This is a genomic window from Ruegeria sp. L12 (assembly GCF_056531745.1).
Genome location: NZ_JBQFMH010000013.1, coordinates 28,693 through 54,763, shown reverse-complemented (window position 1 = coordinate 54,763; position 26,071 = coordinate 28,693). Strand labels below are relative to the sequence as shown.

Below are 26,071 nucleotides of genomic sequence, written 5' to 3'. Positions count from 1 at the left end.
GGGTCCAAAGGTCCTTTTGGCGTCAGTCGAAAACGGGCTCGTCCCGGTGCGTATCCCGCACGGCATAGGCTGTATCCTGAGCCTTGCTGAGCGTCCACCGGATGCGCGTCGCATACTCCATTGCGCGGCCAGATAGAACGATCTGTTTTGTCGCGCGCGGCTTCAGACGGCCTTTTTCAAGATAAACGCTTGGCTCAACTGACAATTTTCCGATGTTATCATGGCGGAAAACCCATATCTCACCGCTTTTCAGCGCCATCGACACCGCCGCGCCGCCCAAATCCAGCGCCGCATCCACGTCCGGATGCAGATGAAACCGAAGTTCAAACGCGATCCCCTTGAGGTTGGCGGCGTCCATCGCACGGTCGAACTGCCGCTTGGCCTTGTCGGTGGCGGTCAGCAGAATGTCCTCGCCGATCAGCTCGCGCCCGTCAAAGCGCAGCTCTAGGGTTCGGGCATGCGTGAGGCCAAACACTTTGGCATACCCGTCATGTCCCGCCATGAACCGTGTACCTTCGAAGGCATCCTCGAAATCCACCGGCACATCCTGCGGGCCATCGACCATTGCCTCATGCGCCGCGCCTTTCATCGGCGCGGCAAGGCGCGCGCTGGAATATCCATCGACACACAGCGTCGAATGCGAGGGCGTGGCCCGACCCGCCCGGCGCCAGTCCTGCCCGAAGCTGCCGCCCGAACCGCAATTTACGATCAGCGGACGGCGGCCCGACGTCAGCTCGAACGCAAGGGTCGAGGCATGGGCGTTATAGGACGCAGCCCCTTTTGGCGGCGCGCTGGCATCCACCAGCACCGTGGTCCGCGAGGCCGCCAGCCGCGCAAAGCCCATCGACAGGTCCGAATGATCCTGCGGTTTCACCCCGCTCTGCGCCAACGCCTGGTCCAGCCGCCCCTCAAGCCCGCGTCCACCGCCATGGAACCGTGCCAGCGCGCCATCCGCATGACGCAGATTGCGCAGGGTCGGCGCGATCCGGCGGATCGCCTCGGTCTGGGCCGCTGGGGTACCCCGGCCTACTTCGCTGAGCGCGGCAGAGGTCCAGGCCAACAGCGTGAAGACCTCAAGCAATTCCTCGGGGTTGCGGGTCGGGATACCGCCTTCGGCATCAATCTGACGCTCGCATTCGCGCGCCAGAGCCTTGAGCGCGGGGTCTGCCATCTGCTCCAACCCCTCCAGCGCCAGTCCGGCCTGCACAAGACCGCCCAGCGCCTCGAACCGGGGCAGACCCGGCGTTGCCGAAGTCCAGCGTTTGGACAGGAACCATGTTTGTTGCGCCAGCGACCGGAAAAAAAGCCTGCTTTGCGCCTCATCCATCCCCCGCAACAGAAACAGTGCGTGATTGATCCAGCGCATCACCCGGCGACCCGTCAGATCCGGGGCCCAGCCGGGGCCGTGCCCGCGCCCATGCGCCGCGATCCAGCCCCAGACCCATCGCTGCGCTTTTTCGCGCGACCGGAAGTCTCCGACAGCGGCCAGATCGTCCAGCCAGGCAAAGCCATGACGTTCGGCATCGAAATCCGTACTGGGGGCAATCACGTCCCACAGTTCGGTATCATCGGCCTCGACCAGAAAACCCGCAAACAGCAGGTTTCCGGCCACCAGCTGTCGCCCGCGCGCAAACGAGCCAACCGTGCGCGGCTCGGGCTGACCGACGAAACCGGCGACGGGTTTTTGCCTTTGGCTCAGACGCGCGTAAAGACGGTTCTGAAACCGCGTCCAGCGATTGGCCATTGTGTCCGAGTTTGACATGACGCTTGCGATTCTGCCCCTTGCGCTCTGCGGGCGCTTGACCACACGATAGACCGGTCCGTTCGTCAAGTCATCGAAAAGCGTCGCCTCAGGCGGATTTGTTCAGACAGGCGATATAGAACCCGTCCATTCCGCCGGTATCAGGCCAATAATCGGGGCGCAGACGCAGGCCGCCTTCTTCGGTGATCCAGGCGGCCTCAACCCCCGCAATCGCTAGCGCCGCGCGGTCGATCTGCATATCGGGGTGTTGATCCAGCGCCTCTTCGATCTGAACTTCGCCCTCGTCCGGCAGCAGCGAACAGGTGCAATAGACCAACCGCCCGCCGGGTTTCAGCAGGGTCCAGGCATGGGCCAGCATCTGTGCCTGCAATTCGATCAGCCCACCGAATTCCGAGCCGTCCTTGGCGAACGGCAGATCGGGATGTCGGCGAATCGTACCCGTTGCTGAACAGGGCGCGTCCAGCAGGATGGCGTCGTACTGCCCCTGATGCTCCAGCGCGTCGCCGGCAATCACCTTGGCCTTCAACCCGGTGCGATCCAGATTTTCACGCACCCGTGCAAGCCGCGCCTCAGAGATATCCAGCGCAGTGACTTCCGCCCCTGCCGCCGCCAGTTGCAGCGTCTTGCCGCCCGGCGCGGCGCAAAGGTCCAGCACCTTTTCCCTCGCTTTCGGGGCCAAAACCCGAACCGGCAGCGCCGCCGCCGCGTCCTGTACCCACCAGCCCCCGGCCTTGTAACCCGGCAGAGCGGACACCTGCCCGGCCTCCTGCAGCCGGACCGAACCAGTAGACAAAAACTCTCCGCCCGGGGCCTCGGCCCCCGGTTTCAATGTCACATCCAAGGGCGCGCCGTGGAAATGGGCCTGCTCCACACCCTTCACCGCGTCGTCGCCCCACGCCATGATCAGCGGATCGCGCAGCCAATCCGGCAGACGGGGCACGCGCATCTTGGGCCACGCATCCGGCCCATCGGCGGCAATCTTGCGCAGAACAGCGTTCACCAACCCCTTCAGCCGCCCATGCTTGCGCGAGCGGCCGACGATCTCGACCATCGAATTGACCACCCCATGCGCGGCCTCACCCTGACACAGCTCGACCGTGCCCAGCCGCAAGGCGTTATGAACGGTCAGCGCGGGCGTCTGCCGCAGATGATCGGCCAGCAACCGGTCGGCGCGTTCCAGCCCGCGCAGGGTCTCGATGGTCAACCGTTGCGCCCGGGCGCGATCCTCGGGGGCCAGACGATCCAGTGCGCCTGCCGCCAGACATTCAGGCAACAGCCGCCCCTCGCCCAATATCTGGTCCAGCAGATAGATTGCGCTGCGCCGCGCGGCTGTTGCGGAATTTGACATGATGCTGAGAGTCCCTCGTGACCTTTGCCCGCATTGCCTTGGGCGGACGAGGGCGTATATCAAGGCGCAGAACGGAAAGGAACCCGATGTCATGAGTGACGAGCGCAAAGACCTGCCCCCCGCCGCCCAGCGCGCCCTCGCCGAGGCCGAGGATCGTCGCAAGAAGGCCGAGGCCGAAGCAAAGGCGCGTCCCAAAGAGCTGGGCGGCCGCGACGGTCCCGATCCCGCCCGTTACGGCGATTGGGAAAAGAAGGGCATCGCCATCGACTTCTGATCAGGTCGCATCCCGCAACGCCTGCAGAAAGTCGTCGATCAACCCCCGCTGGCGTTTCGACCGAACCCGGTCTTCGGGCCATGTCAGCCAGTATCCGTCTTTTGTCTTTAGCTCGGGTTGATCCAACCGGCACAGCCCTCCGGCCTGCAAAGGACCTGCGGCTAACGGCACCGATCCTAGCACCACCCCCATGCCCTGCCGCGCTGCGGTAATCGCGTGGCCAATGGAATCGAAACTGATCCGACCGGTTGGCAAGTCTTCGACCTCTGTACTCCGCGCCCAGTCCTGCCAGCCCGGGCGTTCTCCGCGCAGGTCTATCAGCGGCGCGCCCCAATCAACGCCCGGCGCAGCCATCGGCACCAGAACCTCGGGCGCAATCAGCTGCGCCTGACGTCCGGGCCAAACGCCACGGCCATACCGGATTTGCAGCCATGTCCGCTCTTCCTCCAGCGACGAGCGGCGGGCCATGGAATCCGTCAACACCTGTACCTTGGGACGCGTTTCAAGAAACGCGGGCAAAGCAGGCAGTACCAGCGCGTGAATATGAGACGACAGCCCCGCCACCCGCAACTCGCGCGGGGATTTGCCGAACAGGTCTTCGGTATTGCGCTCCAGCGCCTGCAGACTGTCCTGCACCAGAGGCAGATAGCTTTCGCCCTCGATGGTCAGCGACACACCGCGCGCCTCGCGCACGAACAGCGACCGGCCCAGCCAGGCCTCGAGGTTGCCGATCCGCTGGCTGACCGCGGCCTGCGTCAGCCCGAATTCACGCGCAGCGGCGGAAAACCCGCCCAACCGCCCAGCCGCTTCGAACACGCGCAGCCAGTCCAGCGGGGGCAATCCGATCTTCTTCTTAGCCATAAGATTTTCCACCCCTCAGTCGCAATAAGGATTAATTGTCGTAATGCCATGAAGGGCGTATCTGCTCAAGCAAAGCCCGCGCTGAACAGGAGAGACCCCATGCTGCGCTCTGCCACTTTTGACCCCTCCGTGGTCACCGTTGAATTTACCGATGGCACCCGGTCCCGTTTCCACGCCATCTGGCTGCGTGACAACGCGCTGGATCCTGACACCCGCGCCCCCGGCAATGGTCAGCGCCTGATCACAATCGGCGATATCCCCACGGATATCTCGGTCAGCGCCGCAGATGTGGTGAACCGTGATCTCAGCGTCACGTTCCAGCCCGAGGACAAGACCGTGACGTTCCCCGCCGCCTGGCTGGCCGATCACAGCTATGATCGGGCGCAGACCGCTGAAATCGGGCGCATCGCCCCCGGCATCACCACTTGGGAACGCGGCATCGACGCGCCCAGCGGGGATTGGGATCAAGTGCACGCCAACCCGACCGCCAAGCGCGACTGGCTGGCCGCCGTCGCCGAGTTCGGCTTTGCCAAGCTGACCGGCGGCCCGACCGAGCCGGAATCGCTGCTGAAAGTGGCCGACCTGTTCGGTTACGTGCGCGAGACAAACTATGGCCCCTATTTCGAGGTCCGCACCGAGGTGAACCCAACCAACCTCGCTTATACCGGGCTGGGCCTGCAGGCGCATACCGACAACCCGTACCGCGACCCGGTGCCGACGCTGCAAATCCTTTATTGTCTGGAGAATTCAGCCGAAGGCGGCGATTCCATCGTGGTTGACGGGTTCCGCGCCGCTGAACGTCTGCGCGCCGAGAACCCCGAAGGCTTTGCCCTGTTGGCCGGTTACCCGGCGCGGTTCGAATACAAGGGCTCGGACGGGGTCTGCCTGCGTTCGCGCCGCCCGATGATCGAACTGTCGCCGGATGGCGAACTGATCGGTATCCGCTTCAACAATCGCTCGTCCGCGCCCTTCGTGGACGTGCCCTTCGACAAGATGGAGGCGTATTACGCCGCCTATCGCCAGTTGGGCGAAATCATCGACGATCCGGCAATGGGCGTGTCGTTCAAACTGGAACCGGGCGAAAGCTTTATTGTCGACAACACCCGCGTGCTGCACGCGCGGCTTGGCTATTCGGGCGCAGGCTCGCGCTGGCTACAGGGCTGTTATGCCGACAAGGACGGTCTGCTGTCGACACTGGCGGCCATGAAGGCCGCAACGCCTGAGGCAGCAGAATGAAACCTGATTTCTCAAGCCTGAACCGCGACAATATCGTCGCTTTCATCGGCGATATCTTTGACCGCCGCGGCGGCGAGGAATATCTGGGCGAACCTGTCACCATGGCCGAGCACATGCTACAAGGTGCAACCATCGCCGAACAGAACGGTCAGCCCGAAGAGATCATCGTCGGCGCGCTGCTGCACGACATCGGCCATTTCACGTCCGAGTTCGGCACCTATCACCCCGACGATACCGAGAACCGCCACCACGAGGACGCGGGCGCCGAGGTGCTGGAGCAGTTCTTCCCCTCGGTCATCACCGATTGCTGCCGCTATCACGTGGCGGCGAAACGCTATCTCTGCGCCACCAAACCCGAGTATTTCAACCGCCTGTCGACCGCCTCGGTCCACACATTGGAATTGCAGGGCGGCCCGATGAGCGCCGAGGAGGTTGCAGAATTCGAGGCCAATCCGAACCTGAAAGAGATCATTCAGGTGCGCTATCTGGACGAAGCGGGCAAACGCGCAGATATGGAAACCCCTGATTTCGCCCATTTCGCACCGATGGTGCAGCGTATGGTCGACAGGCATCTGGGGGCAGCATGAACGCACCGGAATATATCTTCGAGGCCAGCTCAAAACCCTCGCTGCCGTGGCATGAGGTTCCTCTGATCCGGGCAACGGAACAGTCGGTCAAGGGTTACGGCTGTCTCGTCGATGACCCAGAGGGATTCGAGATCGAGATCACCCGTTGGCCCCAGCAGGGCTGGCGGCCCATCGACGAAGGCACCGGTGACGAAGGCGGCTGGGTCGAGGGCACGTTCAAATGCGACTGGCAGGGCGACGTACTGTATGGCGAGAACGAGGCGGTCAAAGGCCACTATGTCCTCGGCTGGTCTGCCGACCCGCAGAGTGCGCAGACAGACCGTCAAACCGCGCCGCGCGATCAGGTTCTGCTGTGGCACATGAACTACCACCCCGACGGCGGACAGATGTTCTGGCCTTTGGACAACAAGCCCTTCGTCGTTCCCGCCGCCCTGCCCGGCGACAACCTGACACCTGAAAAGGTGGTGGCGTTCTGGTGCGATGGCTCACGCGGGCTCTATATCCATCCCGGCATCTGGCACGAGGGGATTTTTCCGGTCGAAGACAGTCAGCGTTTCCTCGACCGGCAGGGAAAGGTTCACGCACGGGTCAGTGCCGATATCGGCAAAGAGTTCGGCGTCTATCTGGCTTGCCCACTGCGCGCGGACAAGATCAAGGACGTGTAACCAACGCGCCTTGATGCGCTGGACGCTTGCGAATGATCCAGAACTGCACTGCCAGCAGATAAGGTACGAAAAACGCGAAGTTCTGAACCAGATCGAACGGGCCCGAGAAATCGTGCTCGGATCCCAGCCCACCGGTCAGCAGATACCACAGCGTATAGTGCAGCCGATACAACCACGACCCCAAAGCCAGCCAGAACAGCCGCAGCCCCCAGGCCCAGTGCTCCGCGCGGTTGCCGCTCAGCGCCATCCGCGCCAGCATGAACGCCGACGTGAACAGACACAGCCCATAGAGAAAAAACGCAACCGACATCACTGGCCCGCCGATCGTTCCGCGCAGCGGAATATAAACCATCCCGGCCAGTCCGGTGATCAACGCCAGCGCGATCAGCACCGCACCCAATACGCGATGAAACCGGTTGAGCCTGTGACGAAGGGTGCGGATCAGTTGCAGCGGAACCAGCGCCACCAGCACCGATCCTGCCAGGATATGCAGCATTATGGCCGCGTTGCCGACACTATGTCCGTCCGCGAACAGATAGCTTCGCTCAGCCGCGCTTTCGGACAACCCGATGCCGATCATACCAAACCCGTGCAGCACGAATGGCAGCAGTGTCAGGTAAAACACCACCAGCAATACAGCAGTTGCCAGTCCGGATTTCAGCATTCGCATATGCCTGAGCTTAACGTCGGCAGGCGATCCGTCTATGGCTTATAGCCCCAGAACGTCCACCATATCGTACTGACCCGGCGCCTTACCCTGCCCCCACAGCGCCGCCTTCAGCGCGCCACGGGCAAAGATGGCGCGGTCGGTGGCCAGGTGGCGCAGCACGATACGTTCACCGGGGGCGGCGAACAGGACGTCGTGTTCGCCGACGATGTCGCCACCGCGAATGGCGTGAAAACCGATATTGCCGCGTTGACGCGCGCCGGTGATGCCGTCGCGGCCCCGGTCGGACACATCCGCCAGATTGACCCCGCGCCCCTCGGCAGCGGCCTCGCCCAGCATCAGCGCGGTGCCCGAGGGCGCGTCGACCTTGTGGTGGTGGTGGCCTTCGATCACCTCGATGTCGAAATCCTCATCCAGCGCGGCAGCCACCTTTTTGGTCAGTTGCACCAGCAGGTTTACGCCAAGGCTCATGTTGCCCGCCCGCACGATCACAGCGTGGCGAGACGCCGGTTCCAGCGCGGCGATCTGTTCGTCGCTCATGCCAGTGGTGCCGATCACATGCACGCACCGCGCCTGTGCGGCCAGCGCGGCAAATTCCAGCGTCGCTTCGGGCGCGGTGAAGTCGATCACCGCCTGTGCCTGCGCAAACGCTTCCAGCGGGTCGTCGGTAACGGTCACGCCCAGCGCGGCGCCACCCATGGCTTCGCCCACGTCCCGGCCGATCCAGTCATGGCCCTTGCGCTCGACCACGCCCACCAGACGCGCCTGATCGCTGTCGGTGATGGTCTTGATCAGCATCTGACCCATGCGGCCCGAAGCCCCTGTGATGACGATACCCGGAATATGGGTCATTGCGCTGGTCCTTTTCGCTAAGTCGGCTCAAAGCCTCCTACCCCGTTCGCGCCCGCTTGGCAAAGCCCCGCTTTGGGCTTAGATCGGAAGACATGGCAAAGAACAAATTCCACGATGGCCCCGGCCCGTCCCAACGGCAACTGCGTGTCGGCGAACTGATCCGCCGCACCCTGTCCGAGGTTCTGGCGCGCGGAGATGTCCACGACCCCGACCTGAACCGTATGTCGATCACCGTGGGCGAGGTGCGCACCTCGCCCGATCTGAAGATCGCCACTGCCTATGTGTTGCCTCTGGGCGGCAAGGGACGGGAGGACGTGATCGAACTTCTGGCCCGCAACAAGGGCGAGTTGCGGCGCGCGGTCGGCAAGAAGGTCGGCCTGAAATTCTCGCCCGATCTGCGGTTCCGGCTGGATGACACGTTCGACCGCCTGGACGACACCCGCCGCATGTTCGAACAGGACGCGGTGCGCCGCGATCTGGACGAGTGATCCGCGCAGCTTTGACACTGGGCGCTGTCCTTTGGGCCGCGCAGGCCGGGGCGGTGACCTGTGAAAAGGTCACCCATGAAGACAGGCGCTATACCATCTGCGAGGTGGATGCTGCCAGCGAAGATCTTCGGCTGTTCCTCGCTGACGAAAACGGCGAGGTGTTGGGGCACTTTTCGTCAGTGAACGAAGCGCTGGAACCCGGCGGCAAGCGGCTGGCCTTTGCCATGAATGCAGGCATGTATCACGATGACCGCTCGCCTGTCGGCCATTATGTGGAAGAGGGTCAGGAGGCCATGCGCGTGATCGCCAACGCCGGCCCCGGCAATTTCGGTCTGTTGCCCAACGGAGTCTTCTGCATCCGAGACGGCCGCGCCGATGTGATCGAGACGTTACAATACGTCGATGAGACCCCCAACTGCCGGTTCGCCAGCCAGTCTGGCCCGATGCTGGTGATCGACGGAGACCTGCACCCGCGTTTCCTGCCCGATTCGACCTCGCGTTATGTGCGCAACGGGGTGGGCACCAGCAATGACGGCACCCGCGCGGTATTCGCGATATCCGAGGATTACGTCACCTTCCACGAATTCGGCAGCCTGTTCCGCGATGTGCTGCAGACTCCGAATGCGCTGTTCTTCGATGGCAATATCTCGCGCATGTATGACCGGGCGGGCGGGCGTTCGGATCTGGGCTTTTCGCTAGGGCCGATCGTGGGTGTCGTGGAAGACATCCCGACAAATTGACAGCGGCGGGGTGATCCGCTAACCGGCGCGCCTCAGCAAAAGGCAAGGTGCAAGATGGGACGCAAACGCAAGGGCCGCGATATCTCGGGCTGGCTGGTGGTGGACAAGCCTGCGGGCATGACCTCGACCGCGGTGGTCAACAAGGTGCGTTGGGCGATGGACGCGAAAAAGGCGGGTCATGCGGGCACGCTGGACCCCGAGGCAACCGGCGTTCTGGCTGTTGCGCTGGGTGAGGCAACCAAGACCGTGCCCTATATCACCGACGCGTTGAAAGCCTATACCTTCACTGTGAGGCTGGGTCAGGCCACCAACACCGACGATGCCGAAGGCGAGGTGATTGCCGAAAGCGATGCGCGCCCGTCAGATGAGGATATCAAACAGGCGCTGACCCCATTTCTGGGCGACATCATGCAGGTTCCGCCCAAGTTTTCGGCGGTGAAGATCGACGGTCAGCGCGCCTATAAACTGGCCCGCGATGGCAAGGAAGTGGAACTGACCGCGCGGCCCCTGTGGGTCGAGGAACTGGTGCTGGTCGACCGCCCCGACGAAGACCACGTGGTGCTGGAAATGACCTGCGGCAAAGGCGGTTATGTGCGGTCTATCGCGCGCGATCTGGGCGCGGCTTTGGGCTGCCATGGCCATGTTCGCGAACTGCGCCGCATCTGGTCCGGCCCGTTTGAGGCCGAAGACGGCCTGTCCATCGAACAGATCGACGAGATGGCCAAGACTACTGCGCTGGACGAGTATCTACACCCGCTGGAAACCGGCCTCGCCGACCTGCCCGAACTGAAATGCACGCCCGAAGGCGCCACCCGCCTGCGCAATGGCAATCCGGGCATGGTTCTGGCCTCGGACGTGGAATATGGCGACGAAGCATGGGCCTCGCTGGACGGCAAAGCCGTGGCGGTGGGCATCTACAAATCCGGCGAATTGCATCCCAGCCGGGTGTTCGTCGCCTGAACCTCGTGATAGGCGATAGGGCATGATCACCCGTTCCCATACCAAGGGCGACGCGCCCTCGACCGCTGTTTATTCCGATTGCGAAAAGTACCGCTATAGCCTGACCCGCATCTGGGACCCGGCGGGGCGTAAGGCATTGTTCGTGATGCTGAACCCGTCGACTGCGACCGAGGTGCAGAATGACCCCACGGTTGAACGCTGCGAACGGCGCGCCCGCGCTTTGGGGTTCGGGGCGTTTCAGGTCACAAACATCTTTGCATGGCGCGACACAGACCCGCGCAAGATGCGAGCGGCTGCTGATCCAGTGGGGCCTGCCAATGATGCCACCATTCTGGATGGCGTGGAATGGGCAGATCAGGTCATCGCCGCCTGGGGCACTCACGGCGCGCATCTGGAGCGAGGCCCTGCGGTGGAAACCCTGCTGCGCGGCACCGGACAGCCACTGTTCCATCTGGGGCTGACCAAGGGCGGGCATCCGAAACACCCGCTCTATATCGCCTATACCCAGCAGCCTCAGCGCTGGTGACGAAGGGTTAACCACACCCCCAACTTGGCTTTGACCAACCGCTTGATCGCATGGGATATTTCACACTCGAAGCGATGTGCTTGCGGAGGGTGTCATGTTTCTTGCCGGATTGTTCGGACTGGCCGCCATAGGCGGCGCAGCCTATGCGATGGGAGATCTCCTGGCCCCCAAGGAAGAGGATGAGGACGACCGCATCGAAGACACGGTCGCGGAAGACGTGCCCACGGGCAACCTGCTGGACGCTGACGAGAACATCGACGATCCCGCTGATCCTGAGGAGGTCGGCAAAGGTGAGGTAATCTCTGACCACGAAGGCGATTTGATCATCACCGGCGATGAGGGCGCGGACGCCTTGACCGGGCAAGAGGGCGACGATCAGATCAACGGATATGGCGGCGACGATCTGATCGATGGCGGTACGGGGAACGACGATCTGCATGGCGGCGAAGGTGACGACGTGCTGATGGGCAACACCGGGAATGATGTGTTGCACGGCGACGCGGGCGCGGATGTTTTGTCTGGGCAGTCCGGTGACGACACGCTTTATGGCCATTTCGGTGCAGATACCCTGCAGGGCGGTGACGGCGATGACAACCTCTATGGCGGTCAGGATGACGACAGGCTGGAGGGCGGCGAAGGCGACGACGCGCTGCAAGGCGGCAAAGGCGCCGATTATCTGGCCGGGGGCGCGGGCGAAGACGCTTTGTTCGGGGGCGATGGCGACGATGTTCTAACCGGTGACGACGGGCCGGGCGAAGAGGCACGCGATTTCCTCAATGGCGGGGCGGGAGACGACATCCTGATCGCACAGGGCGGCGATGTGGTGACGGGTGGCGCAGGCAGTGACGAGGTCGTGGTTCAGACCGAACCGGAACAGGACAGCGTCACGATCATGGATTTCCAGGTGGGCCAGGACAAGCTGTTGGTCACCTGGGAAGGTCCTGAGGAACCCGATATCGAGATCGAAAAAGACAGTGAAAGCAATGACCTGACTCATGTTCGCGTGAACGGGGAAGAGGTTGCCCAGCTTTACGGGGCCGAAGGGTTAACCGTTGACGACATTCAACTGGTAACCGAGGCGTATCTGGCGCAGATGACCGCGACCGGCTAAGCCACCAGAATCCCTTTGCCATTCACGCCAAAAGCGCCTATACGCGCCCATCCGCATCGGAATCGGTGCGGTTTTCTCCATGGGCCTGCGCTGGACGACATCCCGGCCTGCGCCATCAACTCTAACCTTTTAAAGGAGACCCCGATGTCGATCACAACTGCTGAAAAAGCACGCGTCATGAAAGAATTCGCAACCAAGGACGGCGACACCGGTTCGCCGGAAGTCCAGGTTGCCATCCTGACCTCGCGCATCAACACCCTGACCGAGCACTTCAAGACCCACAAAAAAGACAACCACGGTCGTCGCGGTCTGCTGAAGATGGTTGCTCAGCGCCGTAAGCTGCTGGACTATCTGAAGGGCAAAGAAGAAGCGCGTTACCAGGACCTGATCAAACGCCTCGGCATCCGCCGCTAAGCACGGATTGCGCGGGTTTTCAGACCCGCCACAAGACCCTTTCAGACGCCCGCCACATGGTGGGCGTTTTTTCGTTCCGGCCCCTGTTTTTCCCGCGTTAAGACAGAGACTTGCCCTAAATCCCCTGTTTACTCTGGTGAATTCTGCGGTTGACCAGTGCCGTGGATCTCGTGCAGTTATTCACTGGTTTTGTAATGTTAATGAGTACACGCAATGGCGACACTGGATCAAGCTGTATGGCTGGATGGCACAGGCACGGCACAAGATGGCAGTACCGTTGTCACGGATGGGGCAAACTCGACAACCGTCACAGCAGACTTTACCGGCAGTTGGGTAACGGACGATCCGGGTGGATCCGGGAACGATATCAACTCGAATTTCGCGACAACCGAAAACACCGCTGATTTCAGCTTTTCCAACGATGTGACCAATCTGTCCTTCAGCCTGGACGGGGTGAATGCAAGTGGATCGTTCAACGATGGCTATCGGGTGCTTATTTTGGATGAGAACGGGCAACCGATCCCTCTTTCGAGTATCACGATCACGCAAAGCTCGGGCGGAACGATCAACATCACTCAGGATGCCAATGGCAATATCCTGATCGACCCGGACACCGGAATTCCCAACGGTCTGACTTTCTCGACCGCCGGGCCGGTGTCACAGGTTGTCATAACCTCGACCCCTGCGCCGGATGGTTCGACAACCGGTGGATCGGGGATCAGCGATTTCACCTTCGACGTCCCGCCGCCGCCACCGTGTTTTGCGCGCGGCACTCTGATCGAAACCCCGGCCGGGCCGGTCGCGGTTGAGGATCTTCGTGTGGGCGATCTGGTGCTGACCAAAGACAATGGCGCGCAACCGATCCGCTGGCTGGGCGGGCGCCCTGTGCCCGGCACCGGCAACCGCGCGCCGATTGTGTTTCGCACAGGCGCAATCGGCAATGATCGTGACCTTGTCGTCTCGCAAAACCACCGCGTCTTGTTGACCGGGTGGAAGGCCGAGATGCTGTTTGGCGAGGCGGAATGTCTGGTCGCTGCCAAGTCGCTGGTAAATGACGACACCATCCGCCTGCAGCCCTGTGATGAGGTTCAGTATTTTCACATCCTCTTTGACCGTCACGAGATCATCTACAGCAACGGTGCCGCGACCGAGAGCTTCCTGCCCGGCAATGTTGGCCTGAACAGCCTCGACAAGGACCTGCGCGCGGAAATCCTCGACCTGTTTCCGGAACTGGAGGCGCAGAACAACACGCCATACCCTCCGGCCCGGCCCTTGCTGAAATCCCGCGAAGCCCGCGCGCTGGCGTCTTTCTGACCCTGCGCTGGCGATTTCACGGGGTGTTTCCCAAACCGAAAGCACCCTGTGACCCACGCCCCACAAGGCCGGTGGCTGACACCCGCTCCTGACCGGTGGGGCAAAGCGCACTTCCCCTTTTCTTCCCACGCATTCTCATGTATGGGCGCTGCATCTGAGACGTTGTGCCCCTGACCCCGGCACTCGAATGGAAGATAAAGTGGGGTCGGCGGCAATGGGGCCGCCATGCAAACCGGAGACCCGCAGGGGCGGGAGTGCTCCGTTCTAGGATACGCATATGTTTGATGTAACAAAGAAATCGATTCAGTGGGGCGAAGAGACGCTGACACTGGAAACCGGCAAGGTTGCCCGTCAGGCGGACGGCAGCGTGATTGCCACGCTGGGCGAAACCAGCGTCATGGCCAACGTGACCTTTGCCCGTGCTCAAAAGCCCGGTCAGGATTTTTTCCCGCTGACCGTGCACTACCAAGAGAAATACTATGCCGCCGGTAAAGTTCCGGGTGGCTTCTTCAAGCGTGAAGCGCGCCCGACCGAGAAAGAGACGCTGACCGCACGTCTGATCGACCGTCCGATCCGTCCGCTGTTCGTTGACGGCTTCAAGAACGAAGTTCTGGTGATGTGCACCGTGCTGAGCCACGATCTGGTCAACGATCCCGACATCGTCGCGATGATCGCGGCATCCGCTGCCCTGACCATCTCGGGCGCGCCGTTCATGGGCCCGATCGCCGGTGCCCGCGTTGGTTTCGAGGATGGCGAATACGTCCTGAACCCGACCGTCGACGACATGCAGGACCTGCGCCTGAACCCTGAACAGCGTCTGGACCTGGTTGTTGCCGGTACCAAAGACGCCGTGATGATGGTGGAATCGGAAGCGTACGAACTGTCCGAGGCGGAAATGCTGGGTGCGGTAAACTTCGCGCATGAGCAGATTCAGCCGGTTATCGACCTGATCATCTCGCTGGCCGAAGAAGCCGCGAAAGAACCGTTCGAATTCGTTGCCCCCGACTACTCGGAACTGTCCGCCGCTGTTTCGGCTGCCGGTGAAGAGCAGATGCGCGCAGCCTTCGCGATCACCGACAAGCAAGAGCGCACCGCCGCTGTTGCCGCGGCCCGTGAAGCGATCAAGGAAGCGCTGACCGAAGAGCAACTAGAAGACGGCAATCTCGGTTCCGCAATGAAGAAGCTGGAAGCTGGCATTCTGCGCGGTGACGTCGTCAAAGGCGGCAAGCGTATCGACGGTCGTTCGACCACCGATATCCGTTCGATTGTTGCAGAAACCTCGATGCTGCCGCGCACACACGGTTCCGCTCTGTTCACCCGCGGTGAAACACAGGCACTGGCCGTGACCACGCTAGGCACTGGCGACGATGAGCAGTTCATCGACGCGCTGCACGGCAACTTCAAATCGAACTTCCTGCTGCACTACAACTTCCCGCCCTACTCGGTTGGTGAAGTTGGCCGCGTTGGTGGCCCGGGCCGTCGTGAGATCGGCCACGGCAAGCTGGCATGGCGCGCCCTGCAGGCGGTTCTGCCTGCAGCGACCGATTTCCCCTACACGATCCGCATCGTGTCGGAGATCACTGAATCCAATGGCTCGTCCTCGATGGCGTCGGTCTGTGGCGGTTCGCTGTCGATGATGGATGCGGGTGTTCCGCTGAAAGCACCGGTTGCCGGTGTGGCCATGGGTCTGATCCTGGAAGATGACGGCGAATACGCCATCCTGTCGGACATTCTGGGTGACGAAGACCACCTGGGCGACATGGACTTCAAAGTGGCTGGTACCGAAAACGGCATCACCTCGCTGCAGATGGACATCAAGGTTGCAGGCATCACGCCCGAGATCATGGAGAAAGCCCTGGCGCAAGCCAAGGACGGCCGGATGCACATTCTGGGTGAGATGGGCAAAGCCCTGTCCGAGACCAACGAATTCTCGGTCCACGCCCCGCGCATCGAAACCATGAACATCCCAACCGACAAGATCCGCGAAGTGATTGGCTCGGGCGGTAAGGTCATCCGCGAGATCGTTGAAGTTTCGGGTGCCAAGGTCGACATCAATGACGACGGCGTCATCAAGATCGCGTCGCCCGATGGTGAATCGATCAAGAAGGCCTATGAGATGATCCACTCGATCGTTGCTGAGCCGGAAGAAGGTCAGATCTACACCGGTAAAGTGGTCAAGATCGTCGATTTCGGTGCCTTCGTGAACTTCTTTGGCAAGCGCGACGGTCTGGTCCACGTGTCCCAGATCGAAAATCGCCGCCTGAACCATCCGTCGGATGTTCTGAAGGAAGGTCAGGAAGTGAAGGTCAAACTGCTGGGCTTTGACGATCGCGGCAAGGTCCGCCTGTCGATGAAAGTCGTCGATCAGGAAACCGGCGAAGAGATCGTTCCCGAGAAGAAAGAAAAGAAAGAGGAAAGCGCAGAGTAATCTGCCGCCTCATCGCAAACACAAAAGACCCCGGTTCTGGCCGGGGTCTTTTTTTGTTGCGCACAACTATCTCCGCGCCTTGCTGCCATGCTAACATAGGCCCCGGATTGGCGGGTTCGACCATGACAGACAAAACCGCATTCGAGGAAATGGAATTCAATGGCTGGTCCGATCCGGCCATTGCCCAAGGCTATGCCGACAGCTTTGCGGTCGCCACCCGCGAGGTCGCGCAACGGTTGGCAAGTGCGGTGCAGGCCGGGCCGCAGACCCGCGTGCTGGACCTTTGCACAGGGCATGGGGTGGTAGCATCCGCATTGGTGGCGCGCGGAGCCTCGGTTGTTGGGCTCGATTTTTCCGAACCCATGATCGCGCTGGCCCGCTCTGCCGTCCCCTCGGCCAAGTTCGTGCAGGGCGACGCGATGGCCACGGGCTTTGAGGATCGCAGCTTTGACGCTGTTACAATCGGCTTCGGGGTTCCCCATTTCCCCGACCCGCTACGCGGCCTGTCCGAGGCCGCGCGGGTTCTGAAACCGGGCGGGAGGCTGGCATTCTCGATCTGGCAGGGTCAGGGATCCGAAGGCGCATTTGGCTGGTTGTTCGATGCGGTCGGGCGGCTGGGTGATCCGACTGTGACGCTGCCCGAAGGGCCAGACGCCCACCTGCTCGCTGACAGCAGCGTCGCCGCATCCATGGTTACTGACGCAGGCTTTACCGCCGCCACCTCGGATAATATTGCAACCGGACTTGGCCTGACCGAGCCAGAGGCCCTGTTTGATGCGTTCGATCGCGGAGCCGTCCGAGCGGCGTCGCTGCTGGGTGGGCAACCGGATGCAAACCGTGCCGCCATCCGCACCGATCTTGCCGCCCGTGCCCGCTCTGAGGGGGTCCGCCACACCGGGGGTTACCGGGTTCCGGCCCCATCGGTGATCGTGTCGGCAATCAAGGCCTGACACTTTTTAGTGCTGCAAACAGTACGCCTCCCCCGCCCGCTTCATCTGGCCAGAAATATCCTCGGAGGGAATCGCGCACCGGCGCGATGGGGGGGCAGACAGCCCCCCTGACCCGGCCCCAATCAGGACGGGGCCTTGGTCTTGCGCAGATAGGGGAAGATCGTCTCGAACTCGCCGAACTTTTCCTTGGCATCTTCGTTGGACACGGCGGGCGGGATGATCACGTCCTCACCGGGCACCCAGTTCGCCGGTGTGGCCACGCCCTTGGCCGACATCTGCAACCCGTCCAGCGCGCGTAGGATTTCGGCAAAGTTGCGACCCACGGTCATCGGATAGGTCATCGACAGTTTCAGTTGTTTGTCCGGCCCGATGATAAACACGGAACGCACGGTGGCGCTGTCGGCCGGGGTGCGGCCATCGGGCAGATAGGCCTCGGCGGGCAGCATATCGAAGGCTTTGGACACGGCCAGACCATCATCCGCGATGATCGGGAAACCGGGATTGGCGTTGCCATAGGCCTCGATGTCTTTCTTCCACTTCTTGTGGTCTTCGACCCCGTCGACCGAAACGCCGATCACCTTGGTGCCCCGCGCAGCCCATTCATCGTTCAGCTGTGCGACCGCCGAGAACTCGGTGGTGCAAACAGGGGTGAAGTCCTTGGGGTGCGAGAACAGGATGGCCCAATTGTCGCCGATCCAGTCGTGGAACTGGATGGTGCCCTGATCTGTTTCTGCGGTGAAATTCGGGACGGTGTCATTGATGCGTAAACCCATGGGGCATCTCCTCTGTTGGTATGTGAACCGAGTCGGTTGGTGCAAACTTAATCACTTTGGCGGCAGGTTAAACCTCTTTACCCTGACGCAGGGTAAGTTCGCAGATCACAACATCGGCCAAAGCTTTCCCTTGCTCCGTCAGCACAGCAATGACAGAGTGTGCAGCAAAACCGACCGTGCGGTCGAATGTAACACAATGCGGAGAGATTCAGATGATCGAAAAACGCGATTTCTATATCAATGGCCAGTGGATCCAACCGGCGGCACCCAATGACTTTCAGGTCATCGATCCTTCGACAGAGGAACCCTGCGCGGTAATCTCGTTGGGCGGTGCCGCCGATACGGATGCCGCCGTTGCTGCGGCCAAGGCCGCCCTGCCCGGCTGGATGGCGACACCGGTCGAAGAGCGTATCGCGCTGGTGGAAAAGCTGGTCGAGGTCTACAGCACCCGGAGCGAGGATCTGGCACAGGCGATGTCGCATGAAATGGGTGCGCCCATCGACATGTCCCGCAGCCAGCAGGTCGGGGCCGGGATCTGGCACCTGAAGAACTTCATCCGCGCAGCAAAGGCGTTTCAGTTCGAACGCCCGCTGGGCGATCACGCGCCGAACGACCGGATCATCTATGAGGCCGTCGGCGTGGCTGCCCTGATCACGCCGTGGAACTGGCCGATGAACCAGATCACGCTGAAGGTCGGTGCGGCAGCGATTGCGGGCTGTACGATGGTTCTGAAACCCTCGGAACAGAGCCCTCTGAACGCGATGATCTTTGCCGAGATGATGGATGAAGCCGGGTTTCCGGCTGGCGTCTTCAATCTGGTGAACGGGGACGGCGTGGGTGTTGGCTCGCAACTCTCAGGCCATCCGGATGTGGATATGGTCAGCTTCACCGGCTCGACCCGTGCAGGCACGGCGATTTCGAAGAATGCAGCGGATACGCTGAAGAAGGTGCATCTGGAGCTGGGCGGCAAGGGCGCGAATGTGGTCTTTGCCGATGCGGATGAAAAGGCCGTGAAACGTGGCGTTCTGCACATGATGAACAACACCGGCCAAAGCTGCAACGCGCCCAGTCGCATGCTGGTGCAGCGCCCGATCTATGACCAAGCGGTCGAGACCGCCGCCGAGGTGGCGAACAAGGTCGCGGTCGGTCCGGCCACCGAGGAAGGCCGTCATATCGGGCCGGTGGTGAACGAGGTTCAGTGGACCAAGATTCAGGACCTGATCCAGAAGGGCATCGACGAGGGCGCGCGGCTGGTTGCGGGCGGCACCGGTCGGCCCGAGGGGCTGAACAAGGGCTACTATGTACGTCCCACGGTGTTTGCCGACGCCAACAACCAGATGACCGTCGCGCGCGAGGAAATCTTTGGCCCGGTTCTGACCATGATCCCGTTTGATACCGAGGAAGAGGCCATCGAGATCGCCAATGACACGCCTTACGGGCTGACCAACTATGTTCAGACGCAGGATGGCGACCGCGCCAACCGCATGGCGCGCGCGCTGCGCTCGGGCATGGTTGAGATGAACGGTCAGTCGCGCAGCGCAGGCTCGCCCTTTGGCGGCATGAAACAATCCGGCAACGGGCGCGAAGGTGGCGTCTGGGGGTTGGAGGATTTCCTTGAGGTCAAGGCCGTCGGCGGCTGGGCGGCAGAGTAACGCGAAAAGGAAATATCAAGATGTGAGGCGCCCTAGGGCGCCTCGCTCTGTTTTCTCAGGCATCCGCCTGAGCGGCCTCATAGGCCAGCATGGCGCGTTTCACCGGCAGACCCCAGTGATAGCCGCCCAGTCCGCCGGATTTGCGCAAGGCGCGGTGGCAGGGGATCAGCCAGCTGACCGGGTTGCGCCCCACCGCCGTGCCCACGGCGCGCACCGCTTGTGGCGAGCCGACACGCTGGGCGATCTCGGAATAGGTCGTCACCTGACCCGAGGGGATGTGCATCAGCGCCTCCCACACCTTGATCTGCAAAGGGGAGCCGATGAGATGCAGCGGTGTCTCGGACCGTTCAGCCCCGAAGGCGCTTTGCACCCACAGGTGCAGGCGACCGGGATTTTCCAGAAACTTCGCCTGCGGCCAGCGGGTTACCATATCCGCCATCGCCGCTTCCTCGCTGGTCTCGGAGCCGAAGGCGATGCCGCAAATGCCCTTGTCGGTGCCCATCACCAGCGCCGGGCCGAAGGGACTTGGGAACCAGCCCCAATAGATCGTCAGCCCTTGGCCCTTGCGGGCGTATTCGCCGGGGCTCATGGATTCCCATTTCAGGAACAAATCGTGCAAACGGCCACTGCCCGACAGGCCAACATTATGGGCGGTTTCCAGCGTGGTGAACCGTTCGCGCAGCAGCGCCTTGGCGTGACCCAGTGTCAGGTATTGCTGATAGCGCTTCGGCGACACGCCGGTCCAACGCGAGAACAGGCGCTGGAAATGCGCCGGGCTCATATCCATCTGGCGCGCCAGTTCCTCGAGGCTGAGGGCTTCGCCGCCCTGATCGATCAGGTCGATCGCCCGGCGCATGACGTTGTAGTGATAGCCGCTTTCATGGTTCTGGATGTTCATGGCAGACCTCGTTTTCTGACCAGATCATAGCGTGCGGGTCACGGCCCCGCGACCCGGAACTTGCGCATTGGCTTTGGGCTTGTGTCACGGCCCGGCGGGCGGCATTAAGGCGCGGATGGCAAAGCAACTCGATTATCACACGATCCGCGAGATCTTTACGCGTTTTCAGGACGCCGACCCCGAACCCAAGGGCGAGCTGGAGCATGTGAACGTCTATACTCTGGTCGTCGCCGTGGCGCTTTCGGCGCAGGCGACCGATGCGGGCGTCAACAAGGCCACGCGCGACCTGTTCAAGATCGCCGACACGCCGCAAAAGATGCTGGATCTGGGCGAAGAGGGTCTGATTGAACACATCAAAACCATCGGACTGTTCCGCCAGAAGGCGAAGAATGTGATCAAGCTGAGCCGTATTCTGGTCGAGGATTATGGCGGCGAGGTGCCCAATTCCCGCGCTGCGCTGCAATCGCTGCCCGGTGTCGGCCGTAAGACCGCCAATGTGGTGCTGAACATGTGGTGGCGGCAACCGGCACAAGCGGTCGACACCCATATCTTCCGCGTCGGCAACCGCACCGGCATCTGTCCCGGAAAGGACGTGGACGCGGTCGAGCGGGCCATCGAAGACAACATCCCTGCCGACTTTCAACTGCATGCGCATCACTGGCTGATCCTGCATGGCCGGTACCATTGCAAGGCGCGCAAGCCGCAATGCCCCACCTGCATCATCCGTGATCTCTGCCAATTCGAGGACAAGACCCAATGAAGACCTACCAACTGACCGGCATCGGGAATGCCGTCGTGGACGTAATTTCCCAGGCCGATGACAGTTTTCTGGAACTGATGGGCATTGAGAAAGGCATCATGCAACTGATCGAGCAGGAGCGGGGCGAGCTGCTTTACGCCTCGATGGAAAGCCGGGTGCAGACGCCGGGTGGCTCGGTCGCGAACACGATTGCGGGCGCAGGTACGCTGGGGCTGGATGCGGCGTTTATCGGGCGCGTGCATGACGACGCCCTGGGCCGGTTCTATGCGGATGCAATGAACGAGGACGGGGTGGATTTCGTCAACCCGCCGGTGCCGGGCGGAGAGCTGCCGACCTCACGCTCGATGATCTTTGTCTCGCCCGATGGTGAGCGGTCGATGAATACCTATCTGGGGATTTCGTCGGAATTGTCGTCCGAAGATGTGTCCCGCGACGTGGCGGGCAGCAGCCAGCTCATGTTCCTTGAGGGTTATCTGTTCGACAAGGAAAAGGGCAAAGCCGCATTCCTTGAGGCTGCGCGTACCTGTCGCAAGGGCGGCGGCAAGGCCGGGATCGCCATTTCCGATCCGTTCTGCGTGGAACGTCACCGGGTCGATTTCCTGTTGCTGATCGAGAACGAGCTGGATTTCGTCATCGGCAATGAGGCTGAGATCAAGTCGCTGTTCGAAACCGATGATCTGGAAGAGGCCTTGGTGAAAACGGCTGAGATTTGTCCTTTGATCGTCTGTACCCGCTCGGGCGACGGCGTTACTGTTCTGCACGACGGTCAACGCATTGACGTGCCGGTTGAAAAGGTGGTGCCAGTGGATGCCACCGGCGCAGGCGATCAGTTCGCTGCCGGGTTCCTCTACGGCATGGCCACGGGCCGCGATTACGAGACCTGTGCCAAGATCGGCAATGTCTGCGCCCGTGAGGTGATCAGCCATATCGGGCCGAGACCGGAGGCGAATATGCAGGAGTTGCTGCGGGAAGAAGGCTTGCTGTAAGCTGCGGAGCCGCGCGATTGCCAGACCGCGGAATGGCGATCAACCGGTTGAACAAAGCACTTTGTGCCAGCCAACTATTCCCGACGGTATTTCTGTTTTCCAAGGTTCAAAATCGCCAGCCCGTGCGGGCGGTCTGGCGATCGCGCGGCGGCCTGCGGCCTTGATTCAGCGCGGCTATGATCCACCGGCAGCGTCGTTCAAGGCCCAGTTATATTCATATGCGTTCACGCGCCGGGCGTCTTGCAATCTCGCGCGCAATTCCGGTTCTACCGCCGTTTCGAGATAGGCAATCACCGCTTTCTCGTTCGGTCCAAAATCCTCGCGAAACCAAATATAGATCTTGGACAGGATCAGCCGCCCGCGCGCATCATACCGCACCCCGCGCCGGTCGTTGACATAGGCGCGCTCGGCGGCTGCCAGGTCCCGCTCCAGCGTTTCGGCCTGCCACGCCCTGTTCATCAGATTGGGGCATCCCACGGCCGCACAGTTCAGCGCATAATGGATGCGCGGCTCGTCAAAGCCGGACCGGATGATGCGGTGCTCGATATCATTCAGCGTCAGACGTCGCCCGGCAACCTGCGCCAGAGGCCGATCCCACGGGCCAAAGGAAAATGCGCCATCGGTGATGTCCCGGATCGAAGCGACGGGGTAGTTTTCAAGGATCAGATCAACGGTCAGCGCATTGTACAGATTGATCCAATAGGCCAGTTGCTGATCCCGGGTCAGCGCGGCGGGGTCCACCGATTGCAGATCGCTCAGATAACCCTCCAACCGGGCTCGATCTGCCCGTGAGACCTGCCCATAGGCCACACGGTTCACTCCTTGCGCATCTGTGGTGACATATCGGGACAGAAAGGCGCTCCAGTCCCGATGATCGACATGGTCTCCGGGCGGCGGGGCGGATCGGGTCAGCGCGGTATCCGGCAGGGGTGTCGCCGAGGGCAGGGCCAGACGCTCGACGCTGGCACAGGCAGCCAGCAGCGGCAGCAGTAGGAGGGCTAAGAAGGCTCTCATGAGATTACTTTCCGGCGTGACCGCGCCGCCCGCAACTGACCTTTGAGCTTTTTCAGCGGTGCCAATTCCGGATCGTGCAGGTCGGGCAGATCGGGGGTGTCGGTCAGATCGCGAGAGGCCGAATTCCACCAAAGCGGCCCGTCATCTGCCTCGACCCGGTCCGGCGCAGCGAGATGCAGATCACGTTGCGCATTGTGGACACACATGGATAGCGGGCCGTTGGCCGTGGCGACCATGAACACGCAGGAGGCGCATCGATCCTCCTCCAACGCATCAGCCGCCATGAAGTTGTGGATGAACACCGCCTGTTGCCGTACCTGCCCCCGCAGCAAACCGGTGCCAAGCCGCAGCGTACAGCCCACCAGATGCGCGGCAGCGCGCAGGGCCAGCAGCGGGTGGCGCAGCGCCAGACGTCGCATGCTGTCGTGAATGTCTAGATGCCCGTCCTGCGATCGGTCCTGTTGTTCCAGCGCTTCAATCACGCGATGGACAAGCTTGCGGTTCGACAGGGTCGACCGGGCCTTGCCGCCCGCCGTGATCACGCTGGCATAGCGGTTGCAGCGGGAATGCCCCACGGCGGCGGTATCGAAATGCAGCTGGGTCTCATACCCCTGTTCAACCGCGCGCATGACACTGTGCTGCGTGATCGTGTCGGGCCGTTCGCGCAGCACCCCGCGCCCGGTATCGGCCTGCATCTGGAAGGATACAAACGCAACTTCAGGCTGGTCGCGCAGGAACCGTGCAAGCGCGGGCAACTCGGCAAAATTGCCCTCGAACACGGTGGTGTTGAACAGGACGCGCAGCCCCAGCCCCTCGGCCCGACGGATATAGGCACTGCGGACAGTGTTCAGTTCAACTTCGGTCCCGAACCCGCGGCGCTCCTGCGTCAGGTCGACGTGAAAGGCCACGTCGTCCAGCCCGGCGGCGGCCAGTCGTGTCAGTTTGGCCCGGCTGGCGCGGATGCCGTTGGTCATCAGGCACGAGCGCATACCCAAACGTCTGATCTCGCGGCACAGCGCCTCAAGGTCTTCGATTTTGCGCAAAGTCGGATCGCCGCCCGTCAACTGGACCGAGACGCTGGGGCCGTAATGGCTGCGGATCGTCACCAGCCGCGCGAACAGGACCGAAAGCGGGGGATCATAGGTCATCTCGGCCCGGTCCGACAGGTAACAGAGCGAACAATCCAGATTGCAGCGCTGCGTTACCTCAAGCGCGACGCAGGCGATGGGATAGAACCGGCCTGCCGTCTGGCCGGGGCCGTATTCACCGCACGCCTGCAAACCGCCGCGCAAAGGCGCGCGGCGGTCAGCCCCATGAAATCGGCGACCTGCCGGGGCTGTTCCGATGGCGTTTGAAATTTGGTGATTTGCGCTGTCTTTCATGCCTCAGAGGCTAGGGAGGCATGTGGCCCAGCGCTATGCCACTCACGGCAAGTTGTCAGGTCATGAGGTTGAGGTGATCGAAGGGAGCAGGTCAAAGTTTTGCCTCAAAATGACACTACTCAGACCTGATTGAGTTTATGGATTGAGGTGCGCATGATCCGACGTGTCGCAGTGCTGATTGATGGAGACAACGTTAGCCCAACCCATCAGGCTGAAATTCTACGAATTGGCCAAAACGCTGGGCAGATCGATATCGGGCGCGTCTATATGAACGCCCAGAAATGTTCGGGTTGGCATGATGCACCTGCCTTTCGGCTTGTTCATAGCGGTACAGGTAAGAACGCGACTGACATTCTGCTGGCGATCGATGCAATCGAACTCGCGTTGCGCAACACCATCGACGTCATCGTTATCGGCAGTTCAGATGGTGATTTTTCTCATCTCCACTGTCGCTTGCGTAAGTTGGGACTGGTGGCACTAGGCGTCGGTGAAAATAAAACGCCACTATCGGTGCGTGCGAAATGTACTGAGTTCATCGAGCTAGGCGCTGGGCAGACAGCTCCAACTGATCACAGTGTCACTCAACTAGATCAGGACATAAAGGACGTGATTGCTGCGAGTAGCCAAAACGGACAAGGCATTCTGATTGCCGACCTGAATGTGCGCATGAGAAAGCATCATGACATCAAGATCAGTACCCGCCCCGAGAAAACCTGGCGGAGATATCTGGCCAAGCGCGCAGGGTTATACGATTTGGATCCGAAGGGTCCAGATGCGCATGTTCGCTTCAAACCAGAGGGGTTTTTACGTTGAAGCTTTGAAGCAGCAGGGCGCTCAGCGCAGATGTTCGGCAAAGGCGGCAACCACCTGTTCATAAACCGCACGCTTGAACGGCACGATTTCGGCGGTCAGGCGCGCGGGGTCCTGCCATTTCCAATGGGTGAACTCGGGGTGATCGGTTGCGATATTGATCTGGTCGTCCCGGCCGGTGAAGCGCATCAGGTACCATTTCTGCTCTTGCCCGCGATAGCGGCCTTTCCAGATTTTCGGCACGATATCGTGGGGCAGATCATAGGGCAACCAGCCGTCGGTTTCGGCGATGATTTCGACCAGATCGGCGGTCACGCCGGTTTCCTCCCACAGCTCGCGCAGGGCGGCATCACGCGGGTCTTCGCCCTTGTCCACACCGCCCTGAGGCATCTGCCAGGCGTCCTTGTGGCGGTCATTGCGCTGACCGACAAAAATCTTGCCCTCGGCATTCATCAGCATCAGCCCCACGCAGGGGCGATAGGGCAGTCTGGCGATCTGGTCAGGGGTCATGCGCGGCCTCGTCAACAAGCTTTGCAGCGTCTCTAGCAAGTGGCGCGCCGAAGGCAAAGGGAATGACGTTAGGTTTCGCGTGACAAAGGTGACGCGAAGGTCA

The 26,071-nt window shown here is 61.5% G+C and carries 27 protein-coding genes; 17 read left to right on the top strand and 10 right to left on the bottom strand.

The window, feature by feature from the left end; all coding sequences use genetic code 11:
- Window positions 1-22: 22 nt before the first annotated feature.
- Both ACR0K9_RS17850 and ACR0K9_RS17845 read right to left on the bottom strand, forming a co-directional pair.
- The gene (locus ACR0K9_RS17850; protein WP_480825245.1) at window positions 23-1,762 is read right to left on the bottom strand and encodes a heparinase II/III family protein; all 1,740 of its coding nucleotides are present in this window, start codon (window positions 1,760-1,762) and stop codon (window positions 23-25) included.
- Window positions 1,763-1,850: 88 nt separating this feature from the next.
- Window positions 1,851-3,110: an RsmB/NOP family class I SAM-dependent RNA methyltransferase gene (locus tag ACR0K9_RS17845; protein ID WP_480825244.1), complete on the bottom strand. Its 1,260-nt coding sequence runs from the start codon at window positions 3,108-3,110 to the stop codon at window positions 1,851-1,853.
- A gap of 91 nt (window positions 3,111-3,201) precedes the next feature.
- Between ACR0K9_RS17845 and ACR0K9_RS17840 the strand changes: the two genes are divergently transcribed.
- On the top strand, window positions 3,202-3,384 hold the full coding sequence (locus ACR0K9_RS17840; RefSeq protein ID WP_480535836.1) for a DUF1674 domain-containing protein: 183 nt from the start codon (window positions 3,202-3,204) through the stop codon (window positions 3,382-3,384).
- Here ACR0K9_RS17840 and ACR0K9_RS17835 read toward each other — a convergent pair whose 3' ends face one another.
- The gene (locus ACR0K9_RS17835; RefSeq protein ID WP_480825242.1) at window positions 3,385-4,245 is read right to left on the bottom strand and encodes a LysR family transcriptional regulator; all 861 of its coding nucleotides are present in this window, start codon (window positions 4,243-4,245) and stop codon (window positions 3,385-3,387) included.
- Window positions 4,246-4,344: 99 nt separating this feature from the next.
- On the opposite strand from ACR0K9_RS17835, the gene tmpA reads away from it, so the two are divergent.
- The 3 genes from tmpA to ACR0K9_RS17820 are packed head-to-tail and all read left to right on the top strand — an operon-like array spanning window position 4,345 to window position 6,733.
- Window positions 4,345-5,481, top strand: a complete 1,137-nt coding sequence (gene tmpA / locus ACR0K9_RS17830) for a 2-trimethylaminoethylphosphonate dioxygenase (protein ID WP_480825240.1) — start codon at window positions 4,345-4,347, stop codon at window positions 5,479-5,481.
- Complete coding sequence (tmpB, locus tag ACR0K9_RS17825) at window positions 5,478-6,068, top strand: (R)-1-hydroxy-2-trimethylaminoethylphosphonate oxygenase (RefSeq protein WP_480825238.1); 591 nt, start codon at window positions 5,478-5,480, stop codon at window positions 6,066-6,068. Before tmpA ends, tmpB begins: the two co-directional genes overlap by 4 nt.
- Window positions 6,065-6,733 (top strand): ureidoglycolate lyase, encoded by a 669-nt coding sequence (locus ACR0K9_RS17820; protein ID WP_480825236.1) that lies wholly within the window; start codon window positions 6,065-6,067, stop codon window positions 6,731-6,733. Before tmpB ends, ACR0K9_RS17820 begins: the two co-directional genes overlap by 4 nt.
- On the opposite strand, the gene ACR0K9_RS17815 is transcribed toward ACR0K9_RS17820, so the two are convergent.
- Together ACR0K9_RS17815 and dapB are read right to left on the bottom strand one after the other, a co-directional pair.
- Entirely contained in the window at window positions 6,720-7,397 is a 678-nt protein-coding gene (locus tag ACR0K9_RS17815; protein ID WP_480825234.1) for a DUF2306 domain-containing protein, read from the bottom strand. The two genes, ACR0K9_RS17820 and ACR0K9_RS17815, sit on opposite strands and share 14 nt — an antisense overlap.
- Window positions 7,398-7,442: 45 nt before the next feature.
- A complete protein-coding gene (dapB, locus tag ACR0K9_RS17810) occupies window positions 7,443-8,252 on the bottom strand; it encodes a 4-hydroxy-tetrahydrodipicolinate reductase (protein WP_480825232.1) in 810 nt (269 codons plus the stop codon).
- 92 nt (window positions 8,253-8,344) lie between these two features.
- Between dapB and rbfA the strand changes: the two genes are divergently transcribed.
- The 9 genes from rbfA to ACR0K9_RS17765 all read left to right on the top strand — a co-directional run bounded on the left by rbfA (window position 8,345) and on the right by ACR0K9_RS17765 (window position 17,183).
- Window positions 8,345-8,740 carry a 30S ribosome-binding factor RbfA gene (gene rbfA, locus ACR0K9_RS17805; protein ID WP_480825230.1) on the top strand — a complete coding sequence of 132 codons (396 nt, stop codon included), beginning with the start codon at window positions 8,345-8,347 and terminating at the stop codon, window positions 8,738-8,740.
- On the top strand, window positions 8,737-9,480 hold the full coding sequence (locus tag ACR0K9_RS17800; protein ID WP_480825228.1) for a phosphodiester glycosidase family protein: 744 nt from the start codon (window positions 8,737-8,739) through the stop codon (window positions 9,478-9,480). The genes rbfA and ACR0K9_RS17800 overlap by 4 nt, the downstream gene beginning before the upstream one ends.
- A gap of 54 nt (window positions 9,481-9,534) precedes the next feature.
- Window positions 9,535-10,440 carry a tRNA pseudouridine(55) synthase TruB gene (gene truB, locus ACR0K9_RS17795; protein ID WP_480825226.1) on the top strand — a complete coding sequence of 302 codons (906 nt, stop codon included), beginning with the start codon at window positions 9,535-9,537 and terminating at the stop codon, window positions 10,438-10,440.
- A gap of 22 nt (window positions 10,441-10,462) precedes the next feature.
- Window positions 10,463-10,966 (top strand): DUF1643 domain-containing protein, encoded by a 504-nt coding sequence (locus tag ACR0K9_RS17790; RefSeq protein ID WP_480535816.1) that lies wholly within the window; start codon window positions 10,463-10,465, stop codon window positions 10,964-10,966.
- Between the two features lie 94 nt (window positions 10,967-11,060).
- Window positions 11,061-12,077 carry a calcium-binding protein gene (locus ACR0K9_RS17785; protein ID WP_480825224.1) on the top strand — a complete coding sequence of 339 codons (1,017 nt, stop codon included), beginning with the start codon at window positions 11,061-11,063 and terminating at the stop codon, window positions 12,075-12,077.
- 144 nt (window positions 12,078-12,221) lie between these two features.
- Window positions 12,222-12,491 carry a 30S ribosomal protein S15 gene (gene rpsO, locus ACR0K9_RS17780; protein ID WP_480535812.1) on the top strand — a complete coding sequence of 90 codons (270 nt, stop codon included), beginning with the start codon at window positions 12,222-12,224 and terminating at the stop codon, window positions 12,489-12,491.
- A 213-nt stretch (window positions 12,492-12,704) separates the two neighbouring features.
- Window positions 12,705-13,805, top strand: coding sequence for a Hint domain-containing protein (locus ACR0K9_RS17775; protein WP_480825222.1), 1,101 nt, complete (start codon window positions 12,705-12,707; stop codon window positions 13,803-13,805).
- Window positions 13,806-14,082: 277 nt separating this feature from the next.
- Entirely contained in the window at window positions 14,083-16,233 is a 2,151-nt protein-coding gene (gene pnp, locus ACR0K9_RS17770) for a polyribonucleotide nucleotidyltransferase (protein ID WP_170693525.1), read from the top strand.
- A 122-nt stretch (window positions 16,234-16,355) separates the two neighbouring features.
- Window positions 16,356-17,183 (top strand): methyltransferase domain-containing protein, encoded by an 828-nt coding sequence (locus ACR0K9_RS17765; RefSeq protein ID WP_480825220.1) that lies wholly within the window; start codon window positions 16,356-16,358, stop codon window positions 17,181-17,183.
- A gap of 122 nt (window positions 17,184-17,305) precedes the next feature.
- Here ACR0K9_RS17765 and ACR0K9_RS17760 read toward each other — a convergent pair whose 3' ends face one another.
- Window positions 17,306-17,956 (bottom strand): peroxiredoxin, encoded by a 651-nt coding sequence (locus ACR0K9_RS17760; protein ID WP_480535804.1) that lies wholly within the window; start codon window positions 17,954-17,956, stop codon window positions 17,306-17,308.
- 212 nt (window positions 17,957-18,168) lie between these two features.
- Between ACR0K9_RS17760 and ACR0K9_RS17755 the strand changes: the two genes are divergently transcribed.
- Window positions 18,169-19,608, top strand: coding sequence for an aldehyde dehydrogenase family protein (locus tag ACR0K9_RS17755; protein WP_480825218.1), 1,440 nt, complete (start codon window positions 18,169-18,171; stop codon window positions 19,606-19,608).
- Window positions 19,609-19,663: 55 nt separating this feature from the next.
- Here the strand turns inward: ACR0K9_RS17755 and ACR0K9_RS17750 are convergent, their stop codons facing one another.
- Window positions 19,664-20,506: a methylated-DNA--[protein]-cysteine S-methyltransferase gene (locus ACR0K9_RS17750; RefSeq protein WP_480825216.1), complete on the bottom strand. Its 843-nt coding sequence runs from the start codon at window positions 20,504-20,506 to the stop codon at window positions 19,664-19,666.
- Window positions 20,507-20,621: 115 nt separating this feature from the next.
- On the opposite strand from ACR0K9_RS17750, the gene nth reads away from it, so the two are divergent.
- Together nth and ACR0K9_RS17740 are read left to right on the top strand one after the other, a co-directional pair.
- Entirely contained in the window at window positions 20,622-21,266 is a 645-nt protein-coding gene (nth, locus tag ACR0K9_RS17745; protein ID WP_480825214.1) for an endonuclease III, read from the top strand.
- Window positions 21,263-22,252, top strand: a complete 990-nt coding sequence (locus ACR0K9_RS17740; protein WP_480825212.1) for an adenosine kinase — start codon at window positions 21,263-21,265, stop codon at window positions 22,250-22,252. The genes nth and ACR0K9_RS17740 overlap by 4 nt, the downstream gene beginning before the upstream one ends.
- 174 nt (window positions 22,253-22,426) lie before the next feature.
- Here the strand turns inward: ACR0K9_RS17740 and ACR0K9_RS17735 are convergent, their stop codons facing one another.
- Window positions 22,427-23,266: a DUF547 domain-containing protein gene (locus ACR0K9_RS17735; protein WP_480825210.1), complete on the bottom strand. Its 840-nt coding sequence runs from the start codon at window positions 23,264-23,266 to the stop codon at window positions 22,427-22,429.
- On the bottom strand, window positions 23,263-24,648 hold the full coding sequence (locus ACR0K9_RS17730) for a radical SAM protein (RefSeq protein ID WP_480825208.1): 1,386 nt from the start codon (window positions 24,646-24,648) through the stop codon (window positions 23,263-23,265). Before ACR0K9_RS17730 ends, ACR0K9_RS17735 begins: the two co-directional genes overlap by 4 nt.
- Window positions 24,649-24,801: 153 nt before the next feature.
- Here ACR0K9_RS17730 and ACR0K9_RS17725 point away from each other — a divergent pair, with 153 nt between their 5' ends.
- On the top strand, window positions 24,802-25,461 hold the full coding sequence (locus tag ACR0K9_RS17725; RefSeq protein ID WP_480825206.1) for an NYN domain-containing protein: 660 nt from the start codon (window positions 24,802-24,804) through the stop codon (window positions 25,459-25,461).
- Between the two features lie 21 nt (window positions 25,462-25,482).
- Here ACR0K9_RS17725 and ACR0K9_RS17720 read toward each other — a convergent pair whose 3' ends face one another.
- On the bottom strand, window positions 25,483-25,968 hold the full coding sequence (locus ACR0K9_RS17720) for an RNA pyrophosphohydrolase (protein WP_480825204.1): 486 nt from the start codon (window positions 25,966-25,968) through the stop codon (window positions 25,483-25,485).
- Between the last annotated feature and the right edge of the window lie 103 nt (window positions 25,969-26,071).